The organism is Veillonella sp. 3_1_44 (assembly GCF_000163715.1).
Lineage (GTDB): Bacteria > Bacillota > Negativicutes > Veillonellales > Veillonellaceae > Veillonella > Veillonella parvula_A.
In genome coordinates this window covers 182,227-195,383 of record NZ_GG770199.1, presented here as the reverse complement: position 1 = coordinate 195,383, position 13,157 = coordinate 182,227, and the positions used below count along the sequence as shown (strand labels likewise).

At 36.6% G+C, this 13,157-nt stretch carries 11 protein-coding genes; 2 read left to right on the top strand and 9 right to left on the bottom strand.

The window, feature by feature from the left end:
* Positions 1–2: 2 nt before the first annotated feature.
* The 6 genes from nusA to polA form a co-directional block, all read right to left on the bottom strand.
* A complete protein-coding gene (gene nusA, locus HMPREF0873_RS00875; RefSeq protein WP_004693004.1) occupies positions 3–1,079 on the bottom strand; it encodes a transcription termination factor NusA in 1,077 nt (358 codons plus the stop codon).
* 17 nt (positions 1,080–1,096) lie between these two features.
* Entirely contained in the window at positions 1,097–1,555 is a 459-nt protein-coding gene (gene rimP / locus HMPREF0873_RS00870) for a ribosome maturation factor RimP (RefSeq protein ID WP_004693003.1), read from the bottom strand.
* A 307-nt stretch (positions 1,556–1,862) separates the two neighbouring features.
* Positions 1,863–2,558, bottom strand: coding sequence for a hypothetical protein (locus HMPREF0873_RS00865; protein WP_004693002.1), 696 nt, complete (start codon positions 2,556–2,558; stop codon positions 1,863–1,865).
* Positions 2,542–3,096 (bottom strand): lytic transglycosylase domain-containing protein, encoded by a 555-nt coding sequence (locus HMPREF0873_RS00860; protein ID WP_004693001.1) that lies wholly within the window; start codon positions 3,094–3,096, stop codon positions 2,542–2,544. The genes HMPREF0873_RS00865 and HMPREF0873_RS00860 overlap by 17 nt, the downstream gene beginning before the upstream one ends.
* Before the next feature lie 161 nt (positions 3,097–3,257).
* A complete protein-coding gene (gene coaE, locus HMPREF0873_RS00855) occupies positions 3,258–3,860 on the bottom strand; it encodes a dephospho-CoA kinase (protein WP_004693000.1) in 603 nt (200 codons plus the stop codon).
* A 29-nt stretch (positions 3,861–3,889) separates the two neighbouring features.
* Positions 3,890–6,511 carry a DNA polymerase I gene (gene polA, locus HMPREF0873_RS00850; protein WP_004692999.1) on the bottom strand — a complete coding sequence of 874 codons (2,622 nt, stop codon included), beginning with the start codon at positions 6,509–6,511 and terminating at the stop codon, positions 3,890–3,892.
* Between the two features lie 267 nt (positions 6,512–6,778).
* On the opposite strand from polA, the gene rpsT reads away from it, so the two are divergent.
* On the top strand, positions 6,779–7,039 hold the full coding sequence (gene rpsT / locus HMPREF0873_RS00845) for a 30S ribosomal protein S20 (protein WP_004692998.1): 261 nt from the start codon (positions 6,779–6,781) through the stop codon (positions 7,037–7,039).
* Between the two features lie 145 nt (positions 7,040–7,184).
* Positions 7,185–9,389, top strand: a complete 2,205-nt coding sequence (locus HMPREF0873_RS00840) for an RNA ligase (protein ID WP_008713789.1) — start codon at positions 7,185–7,187, stop codon at positions 9,387–9,389.
* A 295-nt stretch (positions 9,390–9,684) separates the two neighbouring features.
* Here the strand turns inward: HMPREF0873_RS00840 and HMPREF0873_RS00835 are convergent, their stop codons facing one another.
* From HMPREF0873_RS00835 to HMPREF0873_RS00825, 3 genes are all read right to left on the bottom strand, one after another.
* Positions 9,685–10,857, bottom strand: a complete 1,173-nt coding sequence (locus tag HMPREF0873_RS00835; RefSeq protein ID WP_004697085.1) for a phosphopentomutase — start codon at positions 10,855–10,857, stop codon at positions 9,685–9,687.
* A 130-nt stretch (positions 10,858–10,987) separates the two neighbouring features.
* On the bottom strand, positions 10,988–11,521 hold the full coding sequence (locus HMPREF0873_RS00830; RefSeq protein WP_004692995.1) for an NUDIX hydrolase: 534 nt from the start codon (positions 11,519–11,521) through the stop codon (positions 10,988–10,990).
* Between the two features lie 8 nt (positions 11,522–11,529).
* A complete protein-coding gene (locus tag HMPREF0873_RS00825) occupies positions 11,530–13,155 on the bottom strand; it encodes a class I SAM-dependent methyltransferase (RefSeq protein ID WP_004692994.1) in 1,626 nt (541 codons plus the stop codon).
* Positions 13,156–13,157: the final 2 nt, after the last annotated feature.

Below are 13,157 nucleotides of genomic sequence, written 5' to 3'. Positions count from 1 at the left end.
GACTATTCACCATCCTCAGCATTGCCAAAACCTGTGAAAGGTTCTTCAGCAGCTTGAGTTTCGCTTTTAATATCAATTTTCCAGTTAGTCAACTTAGCAGCTAAACGAGCATTTTGACCAGCCTTACCAATAGCTAAAGATAATTGATAATCAGGTACGACTACATAAGAAGCTTTTTCTTCTTCGCTTACATCTACCGATACAACCTTCGCAGGGCTTAAGGAGTTAGCAATATAAATTGCTGGATCTTCATCCCATTTAACAATGTCTATTTTTTCATCGTGTAATTCATCAACAATATGTTGTACACGTTGCCCTTTAGGACCTACGCAAGCACCTACAGGATCAATATTTTCATCACGACTATATACGGCGATTTTAGAACGCATCCCCGGTTCACGAGCTACAGACTTAAGCTCTACTACGCCTTCAAAGATTTCTGGAACCTCTAATTCAAATAGACGTTTTAATAGACCTGGATGTGTACGAGAAATCATAATTTGAGGGCCTTTCGTAGTTTTCTTAACCTCTACGATATAGCATTTAATACGATCCCCTTCACGGTATGTTTCAGTAGCAATTTGCTCTGTTGGAGGTAAAATTGCTTCTGTTTTACCAAGGTCGATAAACACATTTTTACCTTCGACACGTGTAATAACACCAGTGATGATATCACCTTCACGACTGTAGTATTCCTCATATACTACACTGCGCTCAGCCTCTTTCAAACGTTGAATAAGCATTTGTTTTGCAGTATGGGCAGCACTACGACCAAAGTTAGCAGGAGTTACATCGACTTCTACTACATCACCAATCTCAAAACGCTTATCTTTTTTGCGAGCATCCAACAAGCTAATTTCTGTTTCAGGCAATTCAACAGTTTCCACAACTTGTTTTTTGGCCATTACTTTATAAACACCTGTTTCGCGGTCAATCACAACGTACGCATCTGGATTAGATGTTGGTTCTTTGCGATATGCTTGCAGTAATGCAGCCTCTAAGGATTCAAAAATAACCTCAGGAGCAAAACCTTTTTGTTTTGTAAGCACCATTACCGCTTGAATTAATTCTTGACTCACTCGTATGCCTCCATATATTAAAAATCAAGATGTAATCGAATTTGTGCAATAGCAGAACGTTCAAATGTTATGCTTTCACCATTAATAGTAAAGTCGATAGATGTGTCCGTAAAACCTTGTAATGCACCAGTAAATTGTTTACTGCCATTAACAGGCTTAAACAACTGAATATCTACATCACGGCCATTATACCGAACTAAATCCTTATCTTTCTTTAGAACTCGATCAAGGCCAGGAGAAGATACCTCCAATAAATAATTTTCCGTAATTGGATCCTTTTCGTCGAGGACAGCACTTAATTTTTCGCTCACCAACTGACAGTCATCCAAATCTACACCACCTGGTTTATCAAGGTAGACACGTAAATACCAATCCCGTTCACGTACATAGTCTACATCGACGAGTTCCATATCGGTGCCGGCTATAATACCTTCAACTACAGAGGATACAAACTCCTCCACTGCTTCTCTTTTCATAGCCATCGCCTCCTTACTTACTACATCTTGTATATATCTCTTGATTCTAAATACTCTAAAATTGAGCTAATCATAAATGAAAGAGTGGACATAAGCCCACTCTTTTAAAAGATTATATAAAAGTCATATATAGTATATCACATTTGCTGTGTATATACAAATTCTACGCTTTTGAATGGGTATTAAATTTGCTGTGTATATACAAATTCTACGCTTTTGAATGGGTATTAAAGAAACCAATCCCACATAAGTCATTCTATAAAAACAAAAAATGAGAAAAAATAGCATAGTTAAATCTATCCAAACTTTAATCAATGCGCTCATTCAAGCCTTTTAGTATAGCACCTAAATGCTCACGCAATAGCACTGCTAAATCATCTAGATTTTTTGCATCTAAATGATGGTCGATTTCTGGATAGCTTTTATAGCGAAGTTCCGCAAAGTATTCATCACGCAATTCATTATAATACAATAGTAAGCCTGTACACTCATCCATCTTGTGGTATTCGCCGATGATAAAAGACCCATTAATCATGCGAATCGCATGGGCTGGATCAATATCGCGTACAAAACCTTCTAACTCCTCAGGCATAACTTGTGAGAAGTCCCATTCAGGAATCCCTCGGCGACGATAAGTAAAAGTAAAATTATTAGCAGGTTCTATTAACATATTGGTTAACCCTTTTACACATCGTTCTTGTAGCCCTGTCCAAAAAGACTCTAAATCGGCTCGCACAAAAGAAATGTCCACAAAGGAAAATAGTGGCATTTCTATATGTACTGTATAGTCCTCTACCTCTTTATCATATAAGGCAGACCAACGCCACCCCAATTCATTTTGATAGTGGAAAATAGGCACCTTTAATACGTCTTCACCAGCACTAATACGATTAGCTAATATTGTATAGTCACTTTCAGTAGATGTAACTAACGTAAAGCCGTCAACAGTTTGAGGTAACCAAGAATAGTCTAAGGCTTTACAAGCTTCAATAATTGTTTCCATATAACGCCTCATATCTTTCTTGATACTGTAAGACCGCCTTTACATAGCTACGGGTCTCAGGGAACGGAATCGTATCGACCATTCCATTCCAGTTATTTTCACGAAGCCACGATTCCACATGACCACGACCAGCATTGTAAGCAGCTAATGCTAACACCTGATCACCATTAAATTCCTTTAACAAGTGACCTAAATACCATGTACCTAACTCAATATTTATAGTAGGCTCTTTAAGTTGACGATCTGTATAGTTACCATGCCCCACTTGCTGTGCCACCCAACGAGCCGTATCTGGCATGAGTTGCATCAATCCAAGAGCCCCCGTTTCAGACTCCGCTGTGTTTTTATACTTGCTTTCTGCTAAGATAACACTAGCTACCAAAGATGGAGGTACCTGCTCTTTCTCAGCTGCAGCTATAACTTCCTCTTTATAGTTAAAGGGATACGCAATCTGACGCGCCAAATGGTCATCTAGATATGTAAAATAAAACCATCCTAGTACGACACAAGATAGTGCTGTTGCCGTTGCACGTTTCATATATCCCCCTTTCTATATAGAAACTATACATAGTCACCAAGATATAAAATATAACAAAATACTAGGTTAATATTATACGAAGTTTTATGGGCTTATTATACCATTTAATAGTAATTTTTATATACCAATTTTGACACATAAAATGACTATCATTGAGGTTCTTATAAAACTGATTCGATGCGCTCATCCCAAATGTTATCTAATTGTTCCCTTAAATTTAAAGGTGTACCATTATTGTCAATAATTACATCCGCGTAAGACCGTTTATCCTCAAGACACATTTGACTATTAATACGAGCCAATGCCTCCTCCTCAGTCAATCCATTGCGGCTCATTAAGCGCTCAATTTGAGTCGACTCATTCACATATACGAGCCACACCTCGTCCATCATGGTATACCATTCTCCCTCGATAAGTAAAGGGATATCATATAGTAAAACTGGTGTATGTAGCTCCTCATAATGAGCTGTAAGTTCCATAATTCGATTTTGAATATGCTCCTTTAAACAACCATTCAATTGTTGGCGCTTTTTTGCATTATGAAAGACAATAGCTCCTAATGCTTCTCGGTTTAATGTCCCATCATCGCGCAATACATCGGTTCCAAATGCATCTACAACTGCTTCTAAACCCTTTGTACCAGGCTCAACAACTTCACGAGCCACAATATCAGCATCGATATATGGTATACCTTTATCCTTAAAATATGTAAGAACTGTACTTTTGCCCGATGCGATGCCACCAGTTAAGCCAATTTTAAACATATATACCTTCTATTAATTATAAATACATATTACTTTACTAATGCCCAGTTTTCTGCATGGTGTACGTCTACAATAAGAGGCACTTGTAACTCTACAACAGACTGCATTGTACTACGTAGTAACTCTTCTATAGCTTCTAATTCAGAGTTCACCACTTCAAGTACTAGTTCGTCATGCACTTGTAATAAGAGTCGAGACGTAAAGTTTTGTTCTTCTAACTTTTGCTCCACTTGATTCATAGCTAACTTAATGATGTCTGCGGCGGTACCTTGAATTGGCGTATTCATTGCGGTCCGCTCAGCAAAGGAACGACGGTTAAAGTTACGACTATTGATATCAGGTAACTCACGTTGACGACCAAACATAGTGCGAACTTTGCCAGTTTCATGAGCCTCTTGAACCATTCGATCCATATACTCTTTAACCTTAGGATAACGGCTAAAATAAAGATCAATATAGTTTTTAGCTTCACCCCGTGTAATACCAAGGTCACGAGATAAACCAAAGTCAGAAATACCGTAGATAATACCGAAGTTAATAGCCTTCGCATGGGAACGTTCTTCGCTAGTTACCTCATCTTGAGATTTACCAAGCACCTCTGCCGCAGTAAAGCGGTGAATATCCTTACCTTCCACAAAAGCTTTAATCAACGCTTCATCGCCAGACAAATGAGCTAAGATACGCAACTCAATTTGAGAGTAATCGGCACTCACCAATGTATCATATCCAGCACCTGGATAGAATAAAGCGCGAATTTCACGGCCTTTTTCGGTACGAACCGGAATATTTTGCAAGTTCGGATCAGATGAGCTCAAACGACCTGTAGCCGTAACCATTTGATTGAAAGTTGTATGAATACGATGTGTCTTATCATTAATAAGAACTGCCAAACCTTCGCAATAGGTAGATACCAATTTAGCAACAGAACGGTATGCCAAGATTTTTTCAACAATCGGACTTTCGTGACGAAGCATATCCAATACTTCCGCATCTGTAGAATAGCCAGTCTTAGTTTTCTTGATGATTGGCAAGTTCAACTTTTCAAACAAGATTACACCCAATTGTTTAGGTGAATTAATATTAAACGTTTCTCCTGCTAGTTCATAAATCTCTTCTTGTACTTGAGTTAGCTCCTCTTTAAAGCGAGCCGTTGTTTCCGCCAACTTCTCTGTATCGATATAGATACCATTTTTCTCCATCACAACTAAGGTATGAATCAAAGGTAACTCAATTGTCTCATATAAAGACCATAACTCTTCACGGCGCGCAGACTCACAAGCAACTTCATTCATAGCGAGTAATGCTTTCACCATGGACACGCATTCTACGTCTACACTACCGTTAGCAATGCTAGGTACAGAAAAGCGCTCAGTTAGGTATAAATAACCATAATTAGTACGCGTAGGATCTAATAAATACGCAATGAGCGACATATCGTGAACACGAGCAGTTTTATCAGCATTAAATAAGGAAATTTCAGCTGGCACATCTGCACCAAAGGCTTCAATAATCTCCTTGGTCTGAGTTGTAACGATGGCTTTGGCACCTTGTAATACAGCTAAAACAGCTTTAGTATCATCTGTTTTTACAATAGTATCTCCATTAGATAGATAAGCATTCGTTACCGTTCTAAATGGAGTTTTACCATCTAATATAACATGTACTGCTACCGTTTTATCTTTATAAAAATCAGCGGTTAATGATTTAGCATCCGCTAAATCATTTAAAGAAATCTCTTCTTGTGGTGCAAATAAAGAACCTGGATCACCAAGAGCTACTTCCTCACACCCCATTACTTGTGCAATGCGAGGTGTTAATTTAGTAAAACCTAAAGTTTCAAATAACGGTTGTACTTCAGAGGCATGAAAGTTTTGTACAAAATCTTCTACTTTATAAGATAACTCCATGTCTGTTTTTATTGTAGCCAACTCACGAGACAAGAAGGCTAACTCTTTATTCTCTACAAGGCGCTCTTTTAATTTCTTACCAGAAATATCTTCAATATGATCATATACAGATTCAAGATTGCCGTATTCGGTAATTAATTTAAGCGCTGTTTTCTCACCTACGCCTGGTACACCTGGAATATTATCGGAAGAGTCACCCATAAGAGCCTTCATTTCGATAACCTTATCAGGACCATAGCCATAAAGTTCTTCCATATTATCTAGAGTAACCTCTAACATATCAGAAATACCTTTTTTAGTTAAGAACACATGGCTATGTTCTGTTACAAGCTGTAAATTATCGCGGTCTCCTGTAATAATTTGAACAGCCATATCAGGGGCTCCAAACTTCTTGCTTAAAGATCCGAGAATATCATCCCCTTCAAAACCTTCTTCTTCGATGACACAAATGCCTAATGCTTTTAATACATCTTGAATTAAACTAAACTGCGGACGTAAATCCTCAGGTGCATCTGGACGATTTCCTTTATACTCGCTATACATTTCTGTTCGGAATGTTTGACGCCCTTTATCAAAAGCTACGGCAATATAGTCAGGATTAATCTCTTCATACAATTTAATGAGCATTGTTAAGAAACCATATACTGCATTCGTTGGCGTTCCCAGAGCGGATTTCAACGGTGGTAATGCAAAAAATGCACGAAATAACAAACTGCTGCCATCTATAATCATTAATTTTTTCATAAGACACCTCACTTAATTCTATTCTTCATTATAACATAAGGACCCTTTTAACTTTCATAAATAAAAATTAATATATTGTTACACTAGAAAATGAGTAAGTAATTTGATTTTAAAAACCACATATATACTTTTGTTAATAAACAGTAGAAAATGTTTTACAAATCATGTCATTAAGGAAAATATTGGGCTGAAAAGTCCTTGCGTATCAATATTTGGTATGATATAATCATTCAGGTATAAGAAACGATTTTTAAGGAGGTGACTCAATTGCCAAACATTAAATCCAGTATTAGAAGCGTAAAAACGGATGCTGAACGTCGTGCGAAAAATGCCGCTGTAAAATCTCAAATTCGTACAGCAGCTCGTAAAACCGTTGAAGCTGTTCAAGCAGGCGCAGTAGAAGAAGCAAAACAAGCACTTGTTCATGCTACTAGCGTAATTGATAAAGCAGCCTCCAAAGGTGTACTTCATAAAAACACTGCAGCTCGCAAAAAATCTAACCTTGCAGCTAAAGTAAACGCTTTATAATTTTAAAAGCAAGCAAGACAGTCTCTCGGTTATCCGTTGAGACTGTTTTTTTATGCCTTTTTTCTATTTAGTCATAAAAAAATTTTTCGTTTGTTATACAGTTATATTTTATTACGCCCTATGGGCAGATTAGAGGACTATTACTATGAGAACACTATTATTAATGCGTGGTGCTCCTGCTAGTGGTAAGTCTCAGTGGATTCGTGACAACAATCTTGAGGCTTACACCCTTGAAGCCGATCATTTCCGTATGCTTTTACGTAGCCCTTCCCTTGGTGAGAACGGCTGGTATATTTCACAAGAGGATAATGGTCCAACATGGAAGCTCCTACTAGATTGTTTAGAAAAACGAATGAGCAATGGCGACTTTGTTGTCTTAGATGCTACTCACACTACCTCTAAAGCTATTAATGCTTACAAAGAATTGCTTAACAAATATAAATATACTGTATATTACTATGAACCTAATACATCCTTAGAGGATTGCTTGGCCCGTAATGCGGCACGCACCGATTACAAACGTGTGCCAGAGCAAGTTATTCATTATATGTACAAAACGATTAAAACAAGCACATTACCAAACTTTTGCAAAAGAATTAACTCTATTGATGAAATTAACAATTACTTCACGGCTAATCTAACAAATAAATATAATCGAGTACGTATTATCGGTGATATTCACGGTTGCTACACCGCATTACAACAAGCTATTACACCATGGGATGAAAAGACACTATACATCTTCTGCGGTGACTATTTAGAACGCGGTATTGAAAACAAAGAAATGATGTACGAAATGATGCGTCTCAGCACATTACCTAATACAATTATGTTAGAAGGTAATCACGAGCGACATATTGCAAACTTTGCATTCCATACAAATTTAGATCGTTCCAAACGCTTTATGAAAGATGTGGTAGCACCTATCGTAAAAGATATGACGAAAAAAGAAGTAGAATCACTCCAACGAGAACTACGACTCTTTTATAAATCACTTCGTCAATGTTATCCATTCAGCTTCCATGGCAAAAAATATTTAGTTTCCCATGGTGGCCTCTCCTATGTGCCTAATATGACCTTCATAGCCACCTCAACATTTATTAATGGTTTTGGAGCTTACGAAACAAATATCGCTAATATTTACGATACTAATTACGAACAAGGCATGTGTCAGGACTTCATTCAAATTCACGGTCATCGTGGTGTTCCAGATGGAAAGTACTCCTTCTGTTTGGAAGGAGAAGTAGAATTTGGTGGAGAACTAAAATACATCGATATCACTGCAAATACTTTCACAAAAAATGGAATAAAAAACGATGTATATGATAAAGATTATATGCGCCATGAATTCCAAAATATGACACAACACATCATCTTCACACAAAATGAAGATATTAATATTATTGGCAATTCAAAATTAGTAAAAGTAAAACAGTGTTTCCCTAACCTATATTCCTTGAACTTTACCTCTCGTGTATTCCATAAGCGATTATGGAATGAAAGTACAGTACACGCTCGTGGATTATTTGTGGATCGAATTACAGGAGATGTGAAATTACGTAGTTATAATAAATTCTTTAATCTTGGTGAACGCCCAGAAACAGAGTTAGATAATCTAGCTAATACTCTTTCTTTCCCAGTTGAAATTAGAACTAAAGAAAATGGTTACCTTGCTATTCTTGGCGTTATCAACGAAGAATTAGTATTTGCCTCTAAATCTACAACAGAGGGTATACATGTGGATTTATTTAAAAAACTATTCCATAGATTACCTGAAAATCTACAAGCAAAAATCAAAGATTTATTAGCACGTAATAACTGCTCCATGATATTTGAAGTCATCAGTCAAGAGGATACTCATATCATTAAATACGACCAAGACCATCTCTATGTGCTTGATATGATTCAAAATACTCTAGACGTAAATGGTAAGCATATAGATGTCCCATTCTCTAGAGAAAAATTAGCTGAACTATATACAATTTTACAAAAATATGACACTGACTTGATTTCCATTGTTAAAACAGTTCAACAAATTTCTACCATGGATGAGCTCCAAGACATTATAAATGAGGAACTAAATTCATGCCATGAATCTGAAGGCTTTGTATTAGTCGATAGCAATGGTTTTATGACTAAATTCAAAGGGCCTTATTATAATATGTGGAAACACAGACGAAATCGCATTCTAGAACCGTATCAAAAATTTGGTAAAATTCCATATGAAAACTGTAAAAATGAAGATGACACTAAATTTGCAAACTTCCTTGGTTCATTAGATTATGATGTAGTATGTAAATCTACCATACTTGATATTAAAGATATGATGGAAAGTCAAGGCTTGTTATAGTTAAATAAACTCATCCTGTTTTAAGGATAAAAGCAAAAGGGACTATAACCAAATAGTCCCTTACTACTAAAAATAGCTATTAGTTGATTATATATAATCAACTAATAGCTATTTTTTCTGTATTTTTTTAAGGAAAAATGGCCCAAAGTACACATTCCATTGGTATATGATTTAGTAGGTATGAAAAAGAACAAAATAAATGAATTTAATTATAACAAATTATCCATACAATTTTTTGATAACAGTATTATAAGATTATATTCAATTATATATAAGAAATAGTTTCTATACAAAGCTACACTTTCAAAGAATTAAGAAATGAAGAACCAATCCCCCATTGTTTCAATCCAAAGTTTTGTAATACTGTTTCGCCTATATCCGCAAAACTATGTCTATCACCCAAAGCTACGGAATGACTCATACTTGGACTATAAGCTAGCAAAGGCACCATTTCTCTCGTATGATCTGTACCTTTCCAAGTCGGATCATTCCCATGATCTGCAGTGATGAGAAGTAAATCATCATCTTTAAGCAAGTCCAACAAACCGCCTAATTGGTAATCAAAGTCTTCAATAGCACGCTTATACCCTTCTACATTGCGCCGATGACCGTACAGACTATCAAATTCAACAAGGTTGACCATCATGAACCCCCGTGTAAAGCTTTGGCCCAACAGATAAGGAACTACGTTCATACCATGCGCGTTAGACTTTGTCGGATATGATGCATCCCAGCCAACATGAGCATAAATATCGCCGATTTTGCCCACTGCCACTGTTGGAATGTTTGCGTCTTGTAACTCTTGTTGCACCATTTTCTTTTCAGGCATACGACTGTAATCATGACGATTTGAGGTGCGTACAAAATGACCTGGTGTACCAACAAAAGGTCGAGCTATAATACGCCCCACATAATAATCACCGACACATACTTTATCGCGTGTAATTTGACACATGCGATACAAATCTTCTAAGGGAATGATATCCTCATGCGCTGCAATTTGAAAAACCGAATCCGCCGATGTATATACGATTGGCTTACCAGTTCTTATATGTTCTTCTCCGAGGCGTTCAATAATTTCCGTTCCAGAGGCTACCTCATTACCAAGAAATCCATAACCCGTTTCTTTTATGAAAGCATCCATCAGTTCCTTCGGAAATCCATCATAAAATGTCGGAAATGGCACCGTTACAGGATGCCCCATCATCTCCCAATGACCACTTGTCGTATCTTTGCCAGTACTCGTTTCAGCCATACGACCATAAGCGCCAATAACAGGCTCATCAAACGCTGATATATCAGCAATATTAGCTAAACCTAGAGATTTTAAATTTGGACAGCGAATAGGTCCTGCTACCGCTTCGATATGTCCTAATGTATTCGAACCTTCATCGCCAAATTTAATCGCATCGGCTGCATGCCCTACACCGACACTATCCATTACTAGTAGAATAATTCGATTATACATATGTACTCCTAAATCTATATGAGATTAGTTACTCATATAATGTAAAAATACTTTATAACATATTACAGTTAAAATCATCAATATGAATTAATAAAATACATATTATATTGAGAGATAATATTTCTAAAAATTACTTAAGATATGGCATAGCAAGCATGAGGGCCGCCAAAGATTTGCTATCCTTAATAGCCTCATTCTTGATAGCTTCCAATAGTTCTGTCAATGTGTAGTATTCTAGCTCCACATATTCATCAGGATCCCAATTAGTTTCCCCCATGGTAAGGTCCTTCGCAAGATATAAATGTAATACTTCATTGCAGAAACCAGGACTCGTAGCAATTGTACCTAACGAAATCCATTGAGCTGCACGATAGCCGGTTTCCTCAGCAAGCTCCCGTTTAGCACAAACAATCGGTTCTTCATTTGGATCTAATTTTCCTGCTGGTACCTCCAGTAGCGTCTGTTGCAAAGCATATCTAAATTGACGTTCCATAACAATCTTATTATCCTCTGTTACTGCCACAATCGCTGTAGCACCCGGATGATGCACAACCTCACGCCATGCATCCTTTCCGTTCACATCGGCTATATCATAGGTAACTTGAATCAACTTACCGTTAAATTTCATTTCACTGGATTTCTGAATTTCCTTACTAATTGCCATATATACCTCTAATCTTTTATTTTATGTAAAAACCCGAGCATCCTTATACGTTGTAAAATTTCCTCTAAGTACACTTTATTAGGAACAATAAAATCAATGTTATCCCGCGTATGACGCTGAACTGTAATATTGTCATCCATAATAGCAAGAATCTTTTCTTTTGTTGTAGGCTCCACCATTTGCTTTATTACAAAGAGAAATCCATTATCTATATCTTGTTGTACTTTATTGTACATGTCGCCTATACCAATATAGGAGCTGCCTTCTTTTTCTACTATAGTAGAAATAAAATCTATAAAACGTTGAGGTATATACACCTTATTATCTTCGAAAGCAACTCTTTCATATGGTTCGGCATACATATCGAGATTATCTACAATAATCAAATATAGTAAACGAGAATAAACTCTGTCCATTTCGATAGTATAACCAGGCAACTTTCTATGTATATGATCAACTATATCCTGAACAGTAAATATATCCCCTCGATCCATAACCTCTTTAATAGCAATATGGATACTATCCGTCATATTAGAAGGAATACCAGTATTGACAACGCTGCAATAATATAATTTTGATAATACATCTATACTAACTCGTTCATTACGAACAATCTTTTTACTATGTTTATTTTTCGTTAACAGGGACATTCTAAACTGCGTATCATAAATGTAATCATAATATTGCTCTTTTGCAATATAATCATCATTTGCCAATTGAGCTATATTATCGTGAATATCCTCCGGTAACCAACTTATGAAAGATCGTGAAAGAAATACATCCCCTATATAGGCACAACCTTGGTCATTGGCACGTTTTATAAATTCATGTACATATACAGGATCATTAAAAGGCTCTAAATATTCATGAGCCACATAATAATCGTTAGAGCTCAACACATTTTGGATGTTATCAATTTTATAACTCGCTTTTTGACTTATCCGATTATCTAATCCCATTGTATCCGCTACGAGCTTCAATATATTCTTCGTATATAAAGTCCGCTCCATCAACGGTAGCTCTAACTCTTTTTGCTCTGCATATTGCATGATTTCTCGATACTGCTCTAATCGTTTCCATCCAGGATACGTATTATACGATACATAAGCTACACCATTGTCGGATAAATTCTTATTACAGATAGATAGAATTTTATCTTTTACCACATCCGGAACCCAGGACCAAATACCATGTACAATAATATAGTCAAAGGTACCGAATGAATCATCAATATCTAGAATATCCTTCTCAAGCAAATGTATATTAGATAGTCCCATCGACGCAATCAGTTCATTTCCCATCTTAATCTGGGAAGACGATAAATCAATACCCGTAAAAGACGCTTCAGGATAGTATAAAGCTTGAGAAATAATGTTCCCGCCAAAAGAACATCCAAGCTCAAGGACACGCGCCTTTTTTAAAGATACAGGATTTAGTCCAAATAACAAAGCTCGCGCTGCTAATGTATTTAACGAGGTCGCCCCAAAAGGTTGAGAAATATATACTACATCTTCATAACTTTTTTTAAGAACCTTATTCTCATCCAAAACGTGCATGGTATTTTGTGTAGTCTCAATGTCATTCCCCATAACTGATGTACCTACATTCTTTTTTTGTTTTGACTCCTGTTTCATAA